This window comes from Rhodococcus sp. NPDC056506 (assembly GCF_042794945.1).
Taxonomy (GTDB): Bacteria; Actinomycetota; Actinomycetes; order Mycobacteriales; family Mycobacteriaceae; genus Rhodococcus_F.
In genome coordinates this window covers 416,089-436,104 of record NZ_JBHTSW010000001.1, presented here as the reverse complement: position 1 = coordinate 436,104, position 20,016 = coordinate 416,089, and the positions used below count along the sequence as shown (strand labels likewise).

At 61.4% G+C, this 20,016-nt stretch carries 19 protein-coding genes; 10 read left to right on the top strand and 9 right to left on the bottom strand.

The features are described from left to right. The first annotated feature begins 3 nt into the window (after positions 1 to 3). From ACFQ6H_RS01980 to ACFQ6H_RS01965, 4 genes are read left to right on the top strand one after another with little or no spacing between them, the layout of a single operon-like run. Entirely contained in the window at positions 4 to 1,017 is a 1,014-nt protein-coding gene (locus tag ACFQ6H_RS01980) for an ABC transporter permease (RefSeq protein WP_378643259.1), read from the top strand. Continuing rightward, the gene (locus ACFQ6H_RS01975) at positions 1,014 to 1,865 is read left to right on the top strand and encodes a mycofactocin-coupled SDR family oxidoreductase (RefSeq protein ID WP_378643256.1); all 852 of its coding nucleotides are present in this window, start codon (positions 1,014 to 1,016) and stop codon (positions 1,863 to 1,865) included. Before ACFQ6H_RS01980 ends, ACFQ6H_RS01975 begins: the two co-directional genes overlap by 4 nt. A 49-nt stretch (positions 1,866 to 1,914) precedes the next feature. Then, complete coding sequence (locus ACFQ6H_RS01970; RefSeq protein ID WP_020905939.1) at positions 1,915 to 2,748, top strand: mycofactocin-coupled SDR family oxidoreductase; 834 nt, start codon at positions 1,915 to 1,917, stop codon at positions 2,746 to 2,748. A 26-nt stretch (positions 2,749 to 2,774) separates the two neighbouring features. After that, the gene (locus tag ACFQ6H_RS01965) at positions 2,775 to 3,077 is read left to right on the top strand and encodes a hypothetical protein (RefSeq protein WP_378445703.1); all 303 of its coding nucleotides are present in this window, start codon (positions 2,775 to 2,777) and stop codon (positions 3,075 to 3,077) included. 260 nt (positions 3,078 to 3,337) lie between these two features. Here ACFQ6H_RS01965 and ACFQ6H_RS01960 read toward each other — a convergent pair whose 3' ends face one another. The 4 genes from ACFQ6H_RS01960 to ACFQ6H_RS01945 are packed head-to-tail and all read right to left on the bottom strand — an operon-like array spanning position 3,338 to position 7,686. After that, complete coding sequence (locus ACFQ6H_RS01960) at positions 3,338 to 3,985, bottom strand: hypothetical protein (protein ID WP_378643251.1); 648 nt, start codon at positions 3,983 to 3,985, stop codon at positions 3,338 to 3,340. Continuing rightward, positions 3,969 to 5,684: a GMC oxidoreductase gene (locus ACFQ6H_RS01955; RefSeq protein WP_378643248.1), complete on the bottom strand. Its 1,716-nt coding sequence runs from the start codon at positions 5,682 to 5,684 to the stop codon at positions 3,969 to 3,971. The genes ACFQ6H_RS01960 and ACFQ6H_RS01955 overlap by 17 nt, the downstream gene beginning before the upstream one ends. Beyond that, positions 5,681 to 7,165 carry a flavin-containing monooxygenase gene (locus ACFQ6H_RS01950; RefSeq protein WP_378643243.1) on the bottom strand — a complete coding sequence of 495 codons (1,485 nt, stop codon included), beginning with the start codon at positions 7,163 to 7,165 and terminating at the stop codon, positions 5,681 to 5,683. Before ACFQ6H_RS01950 ends, ACFQ6H_RS01955 begins: the two co-directional genes overlap by 4 nt. After that, a complete protein-coding gene (locus tag ACFQ6H_RS01945; RefSeq protein ID WP_223304522.1) occupies positions 7,162 to 7,686 on the bottom strand; it encodes a TetR/AcrR family transcriptional regulator in 525 nt (174 codons plus the stop codon). Before ACFQ6H_RS01945 ends, ACFQ6H_RS01950 begins: the two co-directional genes overlap by 4 nt. Before the next feature lie 192 nt (positions 7,687 to 7,878). Between ACFQ6H_RS01945 and ACFQ6H_RS01940 the strand changes: the two genes are divergently transcribed. The 5 genes from ACFQ6H_RS01940 (at position 7,879) to ACFQ6H_RS01920 (ending at position 11,659) form a co-directional block, all read left to right on the top strand. Further along, positions 7,879 to 8,583, top strand: a complete 705-nt coding sequence (locus ACFQ6H_RS01940) for a LuxR C-terminal-related transcriptional regulator (protein WP_378537034.1) — start codon at positions 7,879 to 7,881, stop codon at positions 8,581 to 8,583. Positions 8,584 to 8,750: 167 nt separating this feature from the next. Next, complete coding sequence (locus ACFQ6H_RS01935) at positions 8,751 to 9,017, top strand: response regulator transcription factor (protein ID WP_378537032.1); 267 nt, start codon at positions 8,751 to 8,753, stop codon at positions 9,015 to 9,017. Positions 9,018 to 9,169: 152 nt separating this feature from the next. Next, complete coding sequence (locus ACFQ6H_RS01930) at positions 9,170 to 10,213, top strand: sensor histidine kinase (protein ID WP_378537030.1); 1,044 nt, start codon at positions 9,170 to 9,172, stop codon at positions 10,211 to 10,213. Further along, on the top strand, positions 10,210 to 11,241 hold the full coding sequence (locus ACFQ6H_RS01925) for a hypothetical protein (RefSeq protein ID WP_378537028.1): 1,032 nt from the start codon (positions 10,210 to 10,212) through the stop codon (positions 11,239 to 11,241). The genes ACFQ6H_RS01930 and ACFQ6H_RS01925 overlap by 4 nt, the downstream gene beginning before the upstream one ends. Positions 11,242 to 11,353: 112 nt before the next feature. After that, the gene (locus tag ACFQ6H_RS01920; RefSeq protein ID WP_378643238.1) at positions 11,354 to 11,659 is read left to right on the top strand and encodes a hypothetical protein; all 306 of its coding nucleotides are present in this window, start codon (positions 11,354 to 11,356) and stop codon (positions 11,657 to 11,659) included. Between the two features lie 6 nt (positions 11,660 to 11,665). Here the strand turns inward: ACFQ6H_RS01920 and ACFQ6H_RS01915 are convergent, their stop codons facing one another. Genes ACFQ6H_RS01915 through ACFQ6H_RS01905 form a run of 3 tightly spaced genes read right to left on the bottom strand, consistent with a single transcriptional unit; the run spans position 11,666 to position 15,596 of the window. Next, positions 11,666 to 12,577, bottom strand: a complete 912-nt coding sequence (locus tag ACFQ6H_RS01915; RefSeq protein ID WP_378537024.1) for a hydroxymethylglutaryl-CoA lyase — start codon at positions 12,575 to 12,577, stop codon at positions 11,666 to 11,668. A 1-nt stretch (position 12,578) separates the two neighbouring features. After that, positions 12,579 to 13,793 (bottom strand): CaiB/BaiF CoA transferase family protein, encoded by a 1,215-nt coding sequence (locus ACFQ6H_RS01910; protein WP_378537022.1) that lies wholly within the window; start codon positions 13,791 to 13,793, stop codon positions 12,579 to 12,581. Positions 13,794 to 13,829: 36 nt separating this feature from the next. Beyond that, positions 13,830 to 15,596: a multicopper oxidase family protein gene (locus ACFQ6H_RS01905; RefSeq protein ID WP_378643233.1), complete on the bottom strand. Its 1,767-nt coding sequence runs from the start codon at positions 15,594 to 15,596 to the stop codon at positions 13,830 to 13,832. Between the two features lie 272 nt (positions 15,597 to 15,868). Here ACFQ6H_RS01905 and ACFQ6H_RS01900 point away from each other — a divergent pair, with 272 nt between their 5' ends. After that, positions 15,869 to 17,185 (top strand): DUF222 domain-containing protein, encoded by a 1,317-nt coding sequence (locus tag ACFQ6H_RS01900; protein WP_378643230.1) that lies wholly within the window; start codon positions 15,869 to 15,871, stop codon positions 17,183 to 17,185. Between the two features lie 89 nt (positions 17,186 to 17,274). Here the strand turns inward: ACFQ6H_RS01900 and ACFQ6H_RS01895 are convergent, their stop codons facing one another. Then, a complete protein-coding gene (locus ACFQ6H_RS01895) occupies positions 17,275 to 18,207 on the bottom strand; it encodes an oxygenase MpaB family protein (protein ID WP_378643227.1) in 933 nt (310 codons plus the stop codon). Position 18,208: 1 nt separating this feature from the next. Further along, positions 18,209 to 19,996 (bottom strand): acyl-CoA dehydrogenase, encoded by a 1,788-nt coding sequence (locus tag ACFQ6H_RS01890; RefSeq protein WP_378643411.1) that lies wholly within the window; start codon positions 19,994 to 19,996, stop codon positions 18,209 to 18,211. Positions 19,997 to 20,016 lie beyond the last annotated feature (20 nt).

Below are 20,016 nucleotides of genomic sequence, written 5' to 3'. Positions count from 1 at the left end.
GCAGTGACCCAGACACTCTCGAAGCAATCGCCGGCCAGCGATGCCGCAGCGCCGTCAGGCGCGCGCGGTCTGCTGAGTCGACTCGATCAGCACCGCAACATAGTTGTACCGACGGTTGCAGTGCTGGTCCTGATCATCTATTTCCAGTGGCGCACGGAAAGTTTCATCACCGCGACGTCCGCGCAGAACATTCTCAACCAGATGGCTTTCCTGACCGTGCTCGCGCTCGCCGGCACGTTTGTCATCCTGATCGGTGGTATCGATCTTTCGGTCGCGGCGACGGCCACTCTCGCCGGAATTCTGATCGCCACGTGGATCGACAAGTTCGGTGGCCCGTTGGCGATAGTCATGGTGATCATCGCCGGGGCCGTGGTCGGACTGGTCAACGGACTGATCACGACAATGCTCAAGGTTCCGTCGTTCCTGGTGACGCTGGGAATGATGTCCGTACTCGACGGAATTTCCAACACCGTATCCAAAGGCGGTCCTGTTTCCTACAATTCGAATCTTCTCCAGAGCTTGGTGAACGAGTCGATGATTCCCAACGTCCCCAACGGGGCACTGATTGCAATCCTGCTGACCATCGGCGCGACAGTCCTGGCATTCGGTACGTCGTTCGGTCGCCACATGTATGCGGTCGGCGGCAACGAACGCGCCGCGGCACTCGTCGGTGTTCGCGTACGACGCACCAAACTTGCAGTCTTCGCGGTCGCCGGAGCCGTCGCCGCGATTGCCGGAATCATCTTCACCGGCCAGGCCAGCACCGGCGTCCCGATGGGTGCAGGCCCCAGCCTGCTCAATTCCATCGCAGCCGTGGTGGTGGGCGGCACCGCACTGTCCGGTGGCGTCGGCGGCCCACATCGAACGATCCTCGGCGCTCTCGTGATCGTATTGCTGAGCGCCGGAATGGACCTGACCTCCGTCGACCCCTACACACAACTCGTCATCAAGGGCATCGTGGTGATTGCCGCAGTTGCCCTCACCATCGACCGACGCCGATACGGAGTGATCAAGTGACCACCAGAGCACGCACCACCGGAAGAGTTTCGGGCAAGGTCGCGTTCGTCACCGGCGCAGCACGCGGCCAGGGCCGGGCACATGCGATCCGCTTGGCCGAGGAAGGCGCAGACATCATCGCGCTCGACATCTGCTCCGACGTCGAAGGCGTTCCGTACTCGCTGGCAAGCGAAGCCGACCTCGCCGAGACCGTCCGGTCGGTCGAGGCCGTCGGTGGACGAATTCTGGCCGAGGTGGCCGATGTTCGCGACTTCACCGCGATCAAGGGTGTCCTCGGCCGCGGAGTCGACCAATTCGGTCACGTCGACATCGTCTGTGCCAACGTCGGTATCAACATCCCCTCGCCTACACACGAACTCACCGAAAGCCAGTGGGGCACTGTCGTCGACATCGATCTCAGCGGCACGTGGCGAACCGCCAAAGCAACAATCCCCTACCTCGTCGAACAGGGCGTCGGGGGCGCGATCATCCTGACCAGTTCGGCGGCCGGACTCAAGGGATACGGCAACATCGCGCACTACACAGCCGCAAAACATGGCGTCAACGGATTGATGAAAACCCTCGCCCAAGAACTCGCCCCCCACCGAATCCGGGTCAACACGGTGAACCCCACCCAGGTCGACACTCCGATGATCATGAACGACGCGATGTACAAGTTGTTCTGTCCGGACATCGACAAGCCGACCCGTAAGGATTTCGCCCCGTTGTCGCAAGCAATGAATGCGCTGCCCATCCCGTGGGTCGAATCCGTCGACGTCAGCAATGCCGTGCTTTTCCTCGCGTCCGACGAAGCCAGGTACATCACTGGCGTCGCACTGCCCGTCGATGCAGGCGTACTCGTCAAATAGCTCTCCGATCACCCACGTACACAACAATTTCAGCAACAGGAGGATCCCCATGACCGGACGATTCGAAGGCAAGGTCGCATTCATCACGGGTGCTGCTCGCGGACAAGGGCGTAATCACGCATTGCGGCTGGCGCAGGAGGGCGCGAACATCATCGCTCTCGACTCCGTCAAGGACAACGACACCGTGCCGTACCCCTTGGCCACGGAGGACGACGTCCAGGAAACAATCCGTCTCGTCGAAGAAGCAGGCGGCAAGATCATCTTCTCGCACGCCGACGTGCGCAACTTCGACTCGGTCAAGCTGGCCCTTGAAGCCGGGCTCGATCGCTTCGGTCACGTCGACATCGTCATCGCCAACGCAGGCATCCTCTCCTTCGGGAACGCGCACGAGTTGGACGAGGAGAAGTGGGGCGAAATGATCGACGTCAACCTCAGCGGTGTGTGGCGCACCGTCAAGGCCGCGATCCCCCACATGATCGAACAGGGCACCGGCGGCGCGATCGTTCTCACTGCCTCCGTTGCCGGGCTACGCGCGTACACGGGCGTCGGACACTATGTTTCGGCCAAGCACGGCGTCGTGGGATTGATGAAGACCCTCGCCCAGGAACTCGCTCCGCATCGCATTCGCGTCAATACCGTGAACCCGACGCAGGTCGACACCGAGATGGTGCAGAACCAGGCGATGTACAACCAGTTCGTTCCCGGCACGGACAATCCGGGTCGCGACGACTTCGCCAAGGCCTCCGGCGACATGATCCTCTACCCGATCCCGTGGGTCGAGAACGACGATGTCACCAACGCCGTCAAATTCCTCGCCTCCGACGAAGCGCGTTACATCACCGGCGTCGCACTGCCCGTGGACGGCGGCGTGCTGGTCATGTGAGTGCCCGACCAGCTCAGGAGACTCCTGTGAACCGAGTGACGAAGATGCCACCTCAGCCCTGTGCAGGGACGAGCGTCGCAACCACCCACGAATGTCAGGTTCGACGCGCCAAGCGCTCGCGAAATCGTGGATCGTATGCGGACGACCTCATCGACTTCGCAATCCTGTGGCGCCCGTGGAACGGTGCCACTGCCGAGGACATCTTCGTCACTTTCGGTCTGTCGCCGCGAACTTATTTCAACCGACTGCGGTCAGCGCTGAGCGGGCCGGCGGGATCGGACCTGTGCACGGCACTGAAAAAGGAACTCGCACAACTCGGCCCTGTCTGAACTCGTCGCCCGCCCGTACTCACTGCACCAGGTCGGAAATTACTTGACGATCCCCGGGAACAAATCCGGGCAGACCACCGTTGAACACCCTGTCGGCGTCCGAACAAGCCCCGGGCCCCACCCCTTTTGTCGCTGCGAGCGACCACCCGCCGAGAGGCGCCTGTGGGACGTCGACACCTGACTTTCACACCACACGACCAAGGCCGCCCGGTCCCTGACAGGGGCGGCCTTGGTCGCTTTTCCGCGGGTCAAACCAACTACTACCTGTGCTCGGCTGCTCCCGTAGTCATTTTTCCGCCCAGAATCACGACACCGTGATGGGTGCCCGCAGCCAGCCAGCTCGGCAGTGTCGGCCCCTCCGACTCGACGCTCACACGCGCGTATCGGAACGATCCGGTCAGTCTCGCCGACGCAATCGCCACACCGCCGCCGGATTCCGGCTGTGCAAACCCCAACGCCCCGGCAATCGGCAGACGCGGCCCGAACATCCGCGTGTCCGAGCGCACGCGCCATCCGTCACCGGTTGCCGTGAATTTCCGCTGCACGTCTCCGTCGAACTCGGCCAGAACCTTGGGCAGTTGCCAGTGGACCCGTCCGCCGTGCACCGACGGTTCCGAATCCACCGCGATGAAAGGCACCGCCATACGCGGCATCGGCCCGATCCGTTTTCCGGGCGCATGCAAGACGGGGCTGGCGAGGATCTCGCGATACGGACCGACCGGAGAATCAAGGTAGTCCACCATCATGGCCACCGTCATCGGGATCGTTCGACCGTCCGGCCCGAGCTCGCGCGCCGCCGACGTACTGCGGTGCCACCACAATGTCGCGCGAACGCGAGCCGGCCACGGTGGCGGATCACTCACCGGCCAGTCGACTCGGTCACTTGTCGATTCAGGCACGCTCCACATCGGACACCTTCTCAGCTCGAATGGTCAGGGGAAGCCGCAAAGCTCCTGGTGCATGCGTCGGCACCACCGGATCGGACGGCAAAGTCGGATCGATACGTACGTATGGCTCGCCGGCCTCCGGGCGGGCGTCCGCCCCACCTTTGTTCGGCCACATCGCACACGCTCGTTCCGCCTGCGCCGTGATGGTCAGGGAAGGATTCACTCCGAGATTCGCGCTCACCACCGAACCGTCCATGACGTGCAGTCCCTCGTGACCGTATGCCCGCAGATACGGGTCCACGACGCCACTGGACGCGTCGTCACCGATCGCGCAGCCGCCCAGAAAGTGCGCCGTCATCGGGATGTTCACGATCTCGGCGATGGAACCGCCCGGATCGCCGTCGATCTTCGCGGCTACCTTACGAATAGCTGTATGGCCCTGCGGAATCCACTGAGGAGGCGGATCACCCGGCCCCGGCCTGCTGGTGAGTGAGCGTCCGAATCGTTTGGTGTTCTTGGAGAGTTCGAGGGAGTTGTCGTCGGTCTGCATCACCAGCGCGATGACGGTTCGCTCGGACCAGTTCCGCACCGACAACGATCGCAAGAACGCCCCTGGGTGCCGGGCCGCGACAGCCAGGGTCTTCAGCACCCGGGGAGTTCGCCCACCCCCGTCACTCAGGACGGTCTGTAGAAGCCCTATTGCATTGCTGCCCTTGCCGTATCGCACCGGTTCGATGTGCGTGTGATCGTCGGGGTGAAATGACGATGTGATCGCGACACCCTGCGTGAAGTTCTGTCGACGCGACTTCGACGTTGCGGCCAGCACGGCCTCCGAATTGGTACGTACGACGGTGCCCAGAGTGTCCGACAGGCCCGGCAAGGCACCGGATTCCTTCATACCGAGCAGCAGTCTCGCCGTTCCGTACGTTCCGGCGGCAACCACCACCTGGTCGGCGGTGAACCGAACTTCTCGGCGGCGGACGCCATCCGTTCGCCTCGCCAGCAGGTGGTACCCACCGCTTGCCGCCGGCCGCAGGTCGGTGACGGTCGTGAGCGGATGCACTCTGGCGCCCGCTTGCTCGGCAAGATGGAGGTAGTTCTTGACCAGCGTGTTCTTTGCCCCGACGCGGCACCCGGTCATGCATCCCCCGCATTCGGTGCAGCCGGTGCGCTCGGGTCCCTTCCCGCCGAAGAATGGGTCCGGCAAGGAAACTCCCGCCTCCCCGAAGAAGACGCCGACGGGTGTGGACGTGAAAGTCTCTCCCACACCCATTTCTTCCGCTACCTCCTTCATCACCGCATCGGCGGGAGTGAAGGACGGATTGGTGCGAACACCCAACATCCGCTTGGCCTGGTCGTAGTACGGCGCCAGCTCGTCGTGCCAGTCCGTGATGTGCGCCCACTGACGGTCTTCGAAGAACCGCTTGGGTGGCTGATACAACGTGTTGGCGTAGTTCAACGATCCTCCGCCAACCCCGGATCCCGCCATCACCAGCACATCCGGAAGCAGATGGATTCGCTGCACGCCGTAGCACCCAATCCACGGCGCCCACAGATACTTTCGCAGTCGCCAACTGGTTTCTGGTAGCTCGTCGTCGGAAAACCGTCGACCGGCTTCGAGCACCCCGACGCGGTATCCCTTCTCCGTCAGGCGAAGAGCGGCGACACTGCCACCGAATCCCGATCCGACCACCACCACGTCGTAGTGCGTCGTGGTCATGCCTCTACGCTCTCGATCTTGCGAGCCGAGTAGTTCTCACGATCGAAATGCTCCAGCAGCGACCGGAATTTGAAAGTGAACGTCGGCCACTGCACCGAGTTGCGTCCCTCCGGATCGATGTACCAGCTCGAGCATCCACCCTTGTTCCACACCGTGTGCTTCAACTCGTGCTGAATTCCCTTGTTGTAGTGCACCTGTACCGACTCGTTGACATCGAGAGCGTCCAGTCGCTCACGCTTCATGGTGTTCAAGGCGTCGTTGACGTACTCGGCCTGGGACTCGAGCATGTAGACGATCGAACTGTGACCGAGGTTGGTGTTCGGACCGTACATGAGGAACAGATTCGGGAACCCGCTCACCGCAGTGCCTTTGTACGCATTGGGGCTTCCGTTCCAATGCGCGGCAAGCGTCTCTGCCCGCTTTCCTGTGATCAGATGCGCTACAGGAGGTTCCGTCGGCGTGAACCCCGTGGCGAAGATGATCGTGTCGACCTTGTGCTCGACGCCGCGTCCGTCGACCACTCCGTTTTCGGTGACCGAGACGAGCCCACTGTCGACCAGACTCACGTCCGCGCGGTCAAGGGTGCGCAACCAGTCGTTGGACAGAAGCATGCGCTTGCAACCGATCGTGAAATCGGGAGTCAGTTTCCGGCGCAACACCGGATCTTTCACCTGTCGGCGCAGATGGACGCGCGCGGCCGCCTCGAAAGCAGGCAGCACCCACGTCGCGTGCGACATCGCGGCACCGAGCAGCTCACGGAAGCCGTAAACCCATCCTCGAACCACCTTCTGCGTAGCGGGAATCCGCGAGTACACGGTCTTCTGTGCGGCAGGTAGGGCGCGATCCATTCGCGGGATCACCCAGGCCGGAGTTCTCTGAAACACGGTGACGTGGGCCGCCGGATCGGCAATTTCGGGAACGAACTGAACCGCCGACGCTCCCGTTCCGATCACGGCTACGCGCTCACCACGCAGTTCGTGTTCGTGGTTCCACGTCGCCGAATGGAAAGTGGTACCGGAGAATTGGTCGAGACCGGGAAAGTCCGGAATCTTGGGTGTCGACAACGCCCCCGTTGCGGCGACCAACGTCTTGGCCGTCAAGGACCCTCGGGATGTTCGAATACGCCACAGCGCCGCATCCTCGTCCCAGACAGCACCTTCGAGTTCGCAGTTCAGGACTACGCGATCCCCGATGCCGGTGTCTGCAGCCACCTTCTTCAGGTAGGCGTAAATCTCGGGCTGACGAGCGAACGTGTGACTCCAATCTGCGCTCGGTGCAAACGAATACGAGTACAACGCCGTCGGCACGTCACAGGCACAACCTGGATAGGTGTTGTCTCGCCAGGTGCCGCCGATGTCAGCTCCGCGCTCGATCAACACGACGTCCGCTGCTCGGTTGTCGCGAAGCATTCTGGCCGCCAAGCCCATACCCGCGAATCCGGCACCGACGATCAACGTTTCGACATGTTCGGGAAGCTTCACTTCTTCTCCACTCGGGATTGCCAGGCCGGCAACAGTCGCGCTCTGAGCGCGTCGTCGGCTTCGGATGTACGGAAAAGGGCTGAGACGGCAAGCCCACGAACGAGTTCGATGGTGAGTTCGACCGACTCGGAATCGAACCGATCACCGAACAACTCCGCACTACCGAACTCGAGCGCCTCACTGACCTTGCGTTCGAGGGGCACCGTCGCCGCATGCAGAACGGGATCGGTTCGCGCCGCGACCCACAATTCGAGGGCGGCATAGAACAGCGGCCCGGAAAACGCGTCCGCCAGGACCTCGAGGCCTCGACCGCGATCCACTTCAGCGGTGAGGATTTCTTCCAGTCGCTTGTCGACCAGATACTCGACGGCCGCAACGACCAGCGATTCCTTTGTTGGAAAATGGTGCAGTTGCGTACCCCGCGAAACGCCTGCGCGGCGGGCGATCTCTTGCGTACTGGTCCGTGCGTAGCCCAGTTCGACTAACGATTCAACGGCGGCGTCGAGCAGGCGCCCACGCATCGCGGCAGTTCGTTCGGCCTGCGTACGGCTTACTTTCGCATCAGACGTGGTCTCGGTCACAAGACAACTGTAGAGCTGAAACGTAAAACAGTCCAGGCTGACTTCAAAACTTAGCCAGCCGATAACTTTATCCAGACCAACCGGTCAGCTTCCCTGATAACGTCTTCGCATCGAGAGGAGGGGGTCGTTCGTATGTCAGAGCAAACTGCATTTCCACATCGCCGTGTAGGGCTGGTCGAAGACCACGAGTCGGTGGCTATCGGCTTGTCCGTGATGCTGAAGGACGAGCCAGATCTCGAGTTGGTGTGCATCGCGACCACCGTGTCCGAACTGCTCGCCCAGAACGTCGCCGTCGATCTGGCAATTCTCGACCTCCGGCTGGCTGACGGGTCATCGCCCAAGAGCAACGTCGAGCAACTGCGGGCAGCCGGGCTCGAGACATTGATCTTCACCGGAGCAGAGAACCCGTTTCTCGTTCGCTCGGCTGCCCGTGCCGGTGTGCTGGGTGTTGTACGAAAGTCCGAGCCGACTGCCGTCGTGGTTGATGCGATTCGTTCCGCCGCGTCGGGAGGGCAGGTGGTGACGACGGAGTGGGCTGCCGCCATTGACGGGGATCCAGGTCTAGGTGAAGTGGGTCTGAGTCCTCGACAACTCGAGGTACTCGAACTTTACGCATCCGGAGAGAAGGCGGATCGCGTTGCGCGGCTCACCGGATTGTCGCCGCAAACGGTCAACGACTACCTCCAGCGCATCAGGCAGAAGTATGCGGCCGCCGGCCGGCCCGCCCCCACAAAGACTGATCTGTACAAACGCGCGGTCGAGGACGGGGTGTTGCCGATTCCGGAACGGACGAATTTCGGGAGCAATCTGACATTGACCAATAATGACCTTCAGTAATGAAGCTGTTTCGCTGACAATTACTTTCGCTAAGGCTGCCCCTGGAAATATGGGCAGAGGAATTGATGTCTGGGACAAAGGGTCAACTTCGACTTACATTCTCCTGGTAAGAAGACGGCGCTGTCGGGGAGTCTGTCATTCCGCTATTCGAAAGAAAGACGAAACTCATGACCGTCACTGTGGAAAACTGCACGGCACAAGAACCTGTCGGACCACACCTTTCGGAGCGCGAAGTCGAGGTTCTCAGGGCGTGGCTACTCAGTGATTCGAAGTCACGCGTCGCTCAAAACCTCTACATAAGCGTGGGAACAGTGGGAACCCACCTGTCCCGGATTCGCGAGAAGTATGCCTACGTTGGAAGGAACGCACCGACGAAATGCGAACTACTCGTGCGAGCAATACAAGATCAGATAGTCACGATCGACGAACTCTGACCCGAGCCACCGACGGCGAACCCGCTACCGCTTCTGACAATATTCTGAGGCTCTTCGGCCGTTTCATCGGCGCCGGCTACGTCTGTTATCTGATATTGCTTGCCCCTGCCATTTCAGACGCCACTGCTCTGTCCGAGTCATGGTGGACGCCCGTGGCTGTGGTCGCGACTTTCGGTAGTGGGCTGGCACTGGGAGCATCGACGTTTCACGCGGACACAAAGTGGGTGAAACGAGCCGCGAGTACCAATGCGCTTCTCTACGTTGTGGTCATCCTTCTGTGGTGGCCCGCGTGGAATGGTGAGCACGTCACGGATTTCACCTTGTGGATTACCAATTTCCCCGGTGTAGCCAGCCTTGCCGCAGCTGCCGCTTGGCGGCCGGCCGCTGCCGTCGTGCACCTATTCGTGGCGGCAACACTCGCGCAATTGACCAATCACATAATCCGCACCAGTCCCACCACACACCTGCTTGTTCCCGACCTCGCCTTCGCCTGGACATTTTGCGCGGTATTCGTCGCAGCGGCAGTCATGGCCTTGCGCACCGGCCGAGTACTGGATGCGACTATCGCCACCACTCATGCTGCCGCGGCCGGCGCCGCCGCAGCCGAGGCCAAGTCCGTCGAGCGCGAGAGATTCGACGCACTCATCCACGACACCGTGATGTCCACCCTGCTCGCTGCTTCAAGGAACGATGCCGATCCCTCGGTCGTCGCTCAGTCGCGAAGAACGGTGGCGAGCCTGGACGAACTCCGCTCCGGAACCGACCACGAGACGATCTTCGACTTCGACGGAATTCTCGCTCAGTTACGTTCAGCCGCTTCGGAAGTAGACGAAGGTATCGCCTTCGACAACGCCATCTCCGGTGGAGCTGATCCGAGCGGATATGCACCCGATTCGATTCGAGCGATGGCCGGCGCGATGGCCGAGGCGCTGCGCAACAGCGTCAAGCACGCCGGAAGCAGTGCACGACGGTCGGTCACGGTCACGGCAACCGCGACCGGCATCGAGGTAGTCGTCGCGGACGACGGCGTCGGCTTCGATCCGAGCTCCGTCGAGACACATCGACTCGGAATCACTGTCAGCATTCGCGGGAGAATGCGTCAACTCGACGGCGGATCGGCAGTCGTTCGATCGTCGCCCGGTCGCGGCACTTCTGTGACGCTCACCTTGAGCGCGCCCGAAACGGTGATGACGTGACCAGACCAGACGGGCGAGATATTCGCGATCTCCTCGGCATGCACAGCCGTGCCGCTCGATTCATGGCTGCATGCTTCGCCCTCACCTGCGTGATCTCGGTCGCCTACACGTCCTCCGACGTCCGAGCCGTCTGGCCGATGGTTCTGGCAATTGTCGTGTGCTCGACTGCGGCATTCACACTCGTTCTGAGCAAGGGCGACCCGATGCCGCTGGGGCAGAGCATTCTGGTGTCGTTGACCGGCGCCGTCACGAGTGGCTTGGTGTTGTCAGTAGTTCCAGTCCCCGTCAACGACATGACTCAACTGTGGATGTTCGGGATGTCGACAGCCGTCTTCACCTTCATGTGCGTTCGTGGGCGTACTGCTTTCGCATGGATTGGGCTTGGGCTCATGGTGTCGGTAACCGCCATCTGGTCCTCCACTACCGGCCAGGGGGCCATGTACGGAGTGTCGTTGACGGTTATCAACGCGGGTCCTGTTCTGATGGCGACCTTCTTCGCGTACACCATCCGCCCCCAGGCCAGGGTGATCTACGAACTCAGGGAGCAGTCCACCCGACGAATTGCCTCCGCATCCGCTAACGCTGCGATTCTCGAGGAACGCGACGCGCAACTCGACAGGCTAGATCTCCTTGCACGCCCGCTTCTCGAACGGATCGGTTCCGGGGTTCCGCTGACATCCGCCGAGCGACAAGAATGCGAACTCCTCGAGGCACAACTCCGAGATTCACTGAGGGCACCTGCCTTACAAGAGACAGATGTCGTCGAGGCGGTGTACTCGGCGCGGAGCCGTGGCGTCGAGGTGGTACTGCTCGACGACCACGGAATGGATGACGCGAACCCCGCTGTGCGCGACCGAATCCACTCGAGCATCGTCCGGGAACTCACCGCGATCACGCGAGGCAAAGTGACTATTCGGATCCTTCCACCACGGCGCACCGCCATGGCCACGATGCTGGTCGACACCGAAGACGTTCGACGAATCGAGTTCGATCACAACGGAATGCAACTGATACGGCAGAAGGGTTAGCGAAGCTCGGCACCGCATCCGTGTCCGTCGATCCGACTACAGACAGCGCCGTCGAACCCTAATAGCTTTCGAGGAGAGTGAGATTCACCGGGTCGACCACCAGGAGAAATGAATGATCTTCGAACTGCGTCCAGCACATGTCGCTCGCGCCCTCGCCGCGCTGTGCGCACTTCCGATTCTGTGGACCTTCGCGGTCGAGGGAATCACCACGACAACGGAATACGACTACAGCACAGGCGAAGCGTCGTCGTCGAGCGACCTGGGCTCCCAGATCGGAAGCGTCGCGATCTGGATCGTCCTCGCGATCATATTTGCCGCCGGTGCATGGTATCTGGAGAAGCAGCGCATCGGCTGGCCGCCGGCGGCACACGAACAGTTGGTCAAACTGCAGCTCGCGTCACCCAGCCGAGACGAGTAAGGCTCCCTATCGCTTCCGATCGCCCGCGCGGAGGAGATTACTGGGAACTGCATGGCCCACAATCTCTTCCGCAACGGCAGCGGCACGAATGCTCGCGTCCAGGTCGATACCTGTCGCAATGCCCATGTCTTCGAGCATGTAGACCAGTTCCTCAGTCGCAATATTGCCACTGGCGCCTGGAGCGAACGGACAACCGCCCAGACCGCCGGTGGACGCGTCCAGGTTTCGAACACCGTGCTGCACAGCCGCCAACGCGCAGGCAAGACCAGCACCGCGAGTGTTGTGGAAGTGCACACCCAACCCGAAGTCGCCCACTCTTTCGGCCACGGCGTCGATCAACCGTCCGACACGCCCCGGCGTGGCAGTGCCGATGGTGTCCGCGATCGAGAACTGATCAGCGCCGAACTCTTTGGCCTGCTCCGCAATCCGCAGAACACGATCCGGGTCGGTGGGACCGTCGAACGGGCAGTCCCAGGCTGTGGCCACGATGACCTCTACCCGCCCACCGGCGTCGTGGACGATCTGAACGACCTCTCCGATACGTTCGGTTGCTTGCTCGGTGGTCGACCGGGTGTTGGCTTCGCTGTGTCCATTCGATGCCGACACAACGTATTCGACGGTTCTCATTCCTGCAGCGACGGCCCGTTTCGCTCCTCCGATTCCGGCGACCAATGCCGAGAACTCGATGCCCGGCCACTGGTGCAGTTCTGCGGCCAATAACTCCGCGTCCGCCAATGCCGGCACAGCGCGCGGTGAGACGAACGACGTCGCCTCGATGCGCGAAACACCCGTCGCAGCCAGAGCTTCGACAAGTCGAAGTTTCTCCGCCAGCGACACCGGGTCTTCGATCTGCAACCCGTCCCGTGGCCCGACTTCACGAATACTGACTGCTGGAATACCCGCGTCAGGGACCGACATGTCAGATCACGCCCTTCGTTTTCAGTTCTGCCTGCTCGTCGTCCGAGAGTCCGAGGAGCCCGCCCCAGACCGAGGAGTTGTCGTGACCCGGCGCCGACGCTCCCGCGTTGCGCACGGATCCAGGGGTCTCACTGAAGGTAGGCACGACGCCCAAACCGAGGACGTTTTCCCCGATCCGCTCGTCGTAGTGGTCGACAAGCATTCCCCGTTCGATCAACTGAGGATCCTTGACGACGTCTTCAACCGTATTGATCGGTCCGGCAACAACTCCCACCTCGGTCAGCCGTTCCACCAGCGTCGCGGGATCCTGTGCCACAACCCATTCGGCGATCAGTTCGTCGAGTTCGTCCTGGTGCTTTCCCCGCGCAACGTGATCCGCGAAACGCTTGTCCTGAGCAAGTTCCGGTGAACCCATGATGCTGCACAGCCGAGCGAACAACGTGTCCTGATTGGCCGCGATCACCACCCAGTTTCCTTCAGAGGTCTGATAGATGTTGGACGGCGCGATACCCTCCAACCTCGTTCCCGAGGGCTGTCGGATGATGCCGCCACGGTCGTAATCCGGAATCGTGGATTCCTGCACCGCCAGACAGGATTCCGTGAGAGCAACGTCGACGACCTGACCGCGGCCGGTCCGCTCTCGCGAGAGCAACGCCGCCAACACTCCCTGAACGGCGAACATCCCGCCGAGGGAATCTCCGAGCGAAAGGGCAATACGCGGAGGTGCCTGCCCTGGATAACCGTTCAGATGCCGAAATCCGCTGACTGCCTCAGCCACCGAGGCGTAGCCGGCACTTTTCGCCTGCGGTCCGCTCTGCCCGTACCCGGATACCCTGGCCAACACCAACTTCGGGTTGCGTGCGCTGAGCACGTCGAATCCCAGACCCCACTTCTCGAGGGTGCCCGGCCGGAAGTTCTCGACCACCACGTCCGCATGTTCGACCAGATTCAGAAACAGGTCTCGTCCCGCGTCGACGCGAAGATCCAACGTCACACACCGTTTGTTGCGGGCGTGAACCGTCCAGAAGAATCGATGACCGTCCTGCTCAGCCTGACCCCAGGTACGAAGCGGGTCTGGGCGGTCCGGTGATTCGATCTTGATCACGTCGGCTCCCATGTCGCCGAGCAATTTCCCGGCGAAGGGCCCGGCGATCAAGGTTCCGAGTTCAATCACCCGATATCCGTCCAGGGGCCCGGTGGGCGCACCTTCCGACACAGCTGCCTCCTCTGGGAACTTTTCTCCCTTTGAAGGCTACGTCACCACCCGATATCGCAACATCATGTCGTGGTCTTCGTGATCGAGCATGTGGCAGTGCCAGACGTACCCCTGCAGGTCCTCCATGCCGGCCTCACCGTGTGCCGAGTGATCCGCCATGGAACCTCTCGCGAATGTTGCATCCGGATCGAAGCCCAGCTCGTCGGCCGTCGGAAAGCGAACGATCACGCGGGTAATCGAGTTGGCATCCACGATGACAGTGTCTTTCTCCCCCGTTTCCCACACTTCGGGAGGCCGCAGCGGGGAGGTCACGAACTCCTCGGCCGACGGCGTCCACCGGACCCCCAGGTCAGGTACCGGATACCGCTGCATCAGCGCTGCAGTGTCGATGTTCTGGCGTCCCACGACGCGGAACGCCACCAGATGCAGATGAATCGGATGCGGTTCCGTGGTGATGTTGATCAGATTCCATTGTTCGACGGTCCCCTGGCGCGGTAGTTCGATATCCGAATCGGTGAACCGCAAATTGTTGAGCGACATGGTGATCGAGGGATAATCCGAGGGACGCGACAGCTGCATGATCGTGAGATTTCGCACCACATCCGGGGACGCAGGCTCGGCGGCAACGGAATTCAACTTCTGGGGGATCGTGCCGGTGAACCCTGCTGCACTGCCCACGTCGAATCGGCAGAAGACCGGCATCACCTGCGTGCCGCGTTGAGCCACCGCAAGAGGTACCGGTTCGTCGTTGCGCAATTCCACCGTCGTGCCCGGCTCGAGCATGCTGAAGTCGACCAGCAGATCAGCGCGTTCACCTGGACTCAACCGGACGTGATCCGTCGGCGCAGGAGCGGCCAATAGTCCGCCTTCGGACCCGATCACCCAGAACCGCATACGATTTGCGAAGTGCAGATTCCACACCGAATAGGTTGCGGCATTGAGCAGTCGCAATCGATACAGTCCGCGAGCCACCTCCACTTTCGGCCATACGACGCCGTTCACCACACCCACGTCACCGGGAGTCGCCGGGTCCCATGAACCTTGCGGAGTGAGCCACGTGGAACGGACACTCTGCTGACCGTCGGAGGTGAATACCTTGTCCTGCAGAATCATCGGAAGCTCGAACTCACCGGACGGCAAGCCGAGAGAGTTCCCGGCGGTGCCTGTGTCAGCGTCGTCACGGAGAAAATACATCCCGACCAGCCCGGCGTAGACGTTGAGGCGAGTCATCCCCATGGCGTGATCGTGATACCAGAGATTACCGGCCGCACGACCATTCGTGTATTCGTGGACCAAACCTTCGCCCGGCCGTTGAATCAACTCCGGATGTCCGTCGAACTGTGGTGCAGTAACTCCTCCATGCAGGTGAAGCGAGGTGGGGACCTGCGTGCGGTCGAGGTCACTCACACCGTGCAGGCCCGGATCGACATCGGCGGCAAGCGGATACGCAGCAATGTCATTGGCGTATCGCACTGTCACGAGCTGATCGACGTGCGCCTCGATGGTGGGGCCCAGATAGTCCAACCCGCCGTATCCCAGCGACGGCGACGACGGTAGGTCCGGATGGAAACGATGCATCGACGACGCCGCGCGAAGTTCCAGATTGCCTCCCGAAATGCCCGGCAGGACAGGAAGGGGCTCCCGGAACGGTTCCAGCCGGGGTGACGGAAGTTGGAACGGGCGCAGTGGATCGACATCAGGAGGTCGAGCCGTCGCAGATCCAGCGGACAATGCACTGAGTCCGGCCAGCAGGCCAAGCCCTTGAACAAACGATCGGCGACGGATCTTGTACGACTCGTCCACTCACGGCCCCCTCACGCTGACGGCATCCGGAGCGGGTTACCCGTGTGCTCGCGCGGTCAAACGCCGACCGCATTCTTTAGCCAAGTTTGAGAATCGGTGGCCTATACCCCACCCCATCGGTCGTGACACTCGATGACGGCCTCCGTCCCGACGAAACACATTCGCGGACAACGGATGCACTCTTGAATCTTTGCGAGAAACCGAGGATTCAAAAACGCTCTTGACTCGAAAGTATGTTCGAGTATGATTCAAGGAGGGGATCGGGGGATTCAATGAGTGTCTTGTCGTCGGACGTGGTGTCGGGTTCTGCGGTGGGGTTACGCGGACGCCTGTGGCAGTTGTCTGCTGCGGAGTTGCGTGAGGCTGCGGTGTCGGCGAGTGCGGAGATTCTGCGTCTCGAGGCGGTGCGGGTGGCGGTGGTGGACGAACTGTCGATGCGCCCGGACGATCAGGTGATCGCGTCCCGCGGTGTCGGTGCGTGGTTGGCGGCGAACACGATGCTGCAGGTTCGGGACGGGAAGAAGATCGCCGCCCTTGGTGCCGCGCTACGGCCGTTTCCGGCGGTAGCGGCTCGGTTCGATGTTGGGGATTGCTCGTTCGATCACGCCGTCTTGATCGTGGCGTTCTGTGAATCGCCGCCGAAGGGGATGCCGGAGGAAGCGTTGCCTCGCTGCATCGACTTGTTGCTCGCGGCTGCGTCGGGGGTGGAGGCGACAACGACGAAGGTGCGCCACGTTATCGCGACCTTGGAGCGCGTGTTCGAATCGGATGAGATTCCGCCAGCCGAAGATGTCGACCTCAACGAGCTCCGTATCGCGTCGACGCTCAATGGTCGGGTGGTGGTGCGGGGTGATTTCGACGCTCTCACCGGCGAAATGTTGCTGTCGGCCCTGTCGAATCTGACGATGCCCACCCCAGCACCCGATGGAACCCCCGATGCTCGGTCGGCGGCGAAGCGGACCGCGGACGGGTTCACCGAACTGATCCGCCGCTACCTCGACTGCGCAAAAACCGGTACCGATGGTGGTCAACGACCGCACGTGAACGTGCACATCAACGCCCGCGACCTCGCTGAGCATCGGGACTGCGCCGCCGCGCCTTCTGATGTGGACGACGAAGGCTCGCCCGATCTGGACCTGTCAGATCTCGATGTCGGGCACATGCCATGGCTGGGACCACTGTCCGTGTCGCAGACCCGACTTCTCGGGTGCGATTGCTTCCTGTCGACTGTCCTACTCGACGATCACGGCGCGCCGCTCGATGCGAAACCCGGGAAACGGTTGGTCACCCCGGAGCAGAGAGTGGCGTTGATTGCCCGAGACAAGGGCTGCGCGTTCCCCGGCTGCACATGCGTGCCCGCGTGGACTGATGCGCACCATATCCGGCATTGGGCTAACGGCGGTCCGACGGTGATGAACAACCTGGTCCTGCTGTGCCGCTCGCACCACCGGTTGATGCACCGCAAATCCGGGTTCGTCGGAAAATGGGACATCCGAATAGGCGTCGAAAACAAACCGTGGTTCATCCCGCCGCCCTCGATCGACCCGCAGCAGCACCCGCGGCCGGCGAACACCACCTTCAAAACCTGAGAACAGTTTCTCAGGCGCAACAGAATACGGCCAGGCTCCGCATCGGACATCAGCACCCGATACGGAGCCCACAGGCCGTGGCGAACCCGTCAGACTGCCTGCGGAACTTTGGCGGCTCGCGGGAATCGCTCCCGAATCTCTGCTGGGGTGACAACCCTCGGGTCGAGGGGCTGCTCGTCACGCAGGTGGCGCTCCAACACCTTGCCCGTCATCGGCGCAATGACTTTCAGAGCAGTGGTCATATTCTTCGGCGAACTGCCCACCCGGACTGCAGTTCGCACCGCGGGCGCAATTGCCCTGTCCAACAACGCGGGCTGATCGAACCCACCCATCGTTCGCATCCAGCCGGGCAAAGTCGCGATAGTGGTAGGCGCGACCAATCGGCTGAAGGCCGCGAACTTCGTCTTCCCCTGCGCTCTCGGAGTTCTCAACAAGTAGTGCATTGCCCGGTTGGCACGCTCGGAGGTACACAATCTGGGCCTGACTTCTGCGAAGTACTCACGTACCTCGTCTCGGGAGCGTGGAACGTCGGAGGTCTTGCATGTCTGTAGTTCGGCAGCGATCACGCATTCTTCCCAGTACCGCTGCTCTTCGACGGCGGAGAGTGGGCCCGGCCCATACATCTCGTAGCACTTGAGCACCGAATGCCAACCGGTCACGTGGATCCACAGTTGTGACGCCGGATTGTTTGCACTGTAACGAGTTCCGGTGATCGGTTCGATGCCCGTGGCCTGAGCGTGAACCGTCATGAGATGGTCGGACAAGGCCAGTGCCGTCCGCCCGTCGGCAGTGGCGACGGTCAGGAAGTAGGCCAAGGTTCGGTCGAGTCGCCCGGCCGGATCGCTGTAGATTCCGCTCATGTCTGCCACTGCGGCAGCAAGAAAGGGGTCGAAGTGCTCGAGCACCACTGACCGTTGGAAACCGATCAATGCTGTCGGAGCCGCCCATATTTTCCAACTGGGTGATCCTGGGCCGAAGAAGCCGTAATCCTCACGCGGTCGATTCATTGTCAGTTCAGACATTTCATTCCTCCCCGTTCGTTTCGCGAGCACCGTTCATTTCGTATGCACCGGACAGAGCAACAACCTGCTGCCAGACGTACTCGAATCGCTCGGCCGCAAACGCGGGGCGCCGAATGGATGCGAGAGCCAACCGTTGTTGATCTTCACTGGCACTGGGCTTGCCGTACAACTCCACCGCCGCAGCACTGAAGTCTCGAACCAAGACATCGAAGATCTGATCCAGGACCCCGCCGTCGCGCTGCCCCTCGTCCAATCCCAAGATCTCGGCCTGTTCGAGGATCAGCTGGCCGTAGACGACGAGGGTGAAGAGTTCGGTGATCGCCAAGCCGAAGTCCAAGTCGACCTGCTGCGCCGCATCCGGTGCAGCTTCGACCAAAAGGGTCACGAGCGCTTCTGCCTGCTCGACGAACAGCGCGACGTTGGGAACATCCGCGAACTTCGCGTACACCGCTCGCCAGTCATCGAATCGAACCTTCGACAGCCCGCGTGCCGGGCCCTGACGGAACAGGAACTCGTCGTCGGCGGCGTCATTGCGCGTCGGAATCGCCGGAAATGACTCGGGGGCAAAGAGGTACGCCGGCATGAACTTGGCGATAAGGGCGAGATTGACGGCGACGGTCCCTTCGAGCTTGGGCAACCCGTCGACATCCATCTTGGCCACCGCGAGGTAGCTGTCTTTCTCGAAACCCTTTGCCGCAGCGATGTCGGAGAGCAGTCCGATCACTTTCTGCGCTTCGGTTGTCACCTTCATCTTGGTGACGGGGTTGAACAAGAGATAGCGGCGGTCTTCGGGCGATGCAGTACGGAAATAATCCACCGCTCGATCCGAGAAAAGCCTCATTGCCAGCAGGCGCGCGTACGCGTCTACGAACTCACGTCGCACGTGAGGGAAGGCGGTGACTGGATTACCGAACAGAATTCGATTGTGCGCGTGGGTGATCGTCTCGTACAACGCATGTGTCGACATACCGATTCCACCGAAGCACAGGTTGAACTTTCCGATGTTCACCGTGTTGAGTGCGGCACTGAAGGCTGCCTCACCGGTATGCAGAATACCTTCTGCCGCAACGGGATAGTCGGCGAGAGAGAACTCCGCCACGTACATCTGCGCCGGAACGATGTTCTTCACCACGGTGAATGCCGGATGGTCCGAGTCAGCGTAGAAGAAGACGTACTGATCAGCACCCTCCACTCCATCGACGCGACCGAAGACGGAAACAGTGTTGGCACAGTTGCCATTTCCGATGTAATACTTCGAACCGCTGGCCAGGTAGCCGCCACCGCCGTTCGGCGTCAAGACCATGTCGGTGGAGTAGACGTCGGCGCCGTGCTCTTTCTCGGACAATCCGAATGCCGCAACACCTCCGGAATTCAACGCGGAAGCTGCTCGCGCCCTTGCCGTCTCGTTGTCGCTCTGCCACACCGGCCCGAGACCGAGAATGGTCACCTGCCACGGGTACCAGTAGTTGAGTCCGTAGAAGCCGAGGATCTCGGACAGCGCGGCGATACGACTGGTATCCCAGCGCTTGTCGGAGTCACCACCGCTGTCGCGGGCCGGCGTCAGAAATGTGGAGAACAGCCCTTCCTTCGCCGCGAAATCGAGGAAATCGGAGTAGAAGGTCTTGTCGTGATAGTCGGCCAGGAGCCGACTCTTTCCACGCGCCTCGAACCAGTCGACGGTCGCGCCCAGCAGTCTCCGCGTGGTCGCGTCGAACTCCGGCCGATCGTAAGTGGAGGGATGGAGCAACAGATCATTCGGCGCTGTCATAGCGGTTGTTCTCCTCGAGATCTCGGCAGAGGCGCCTCACT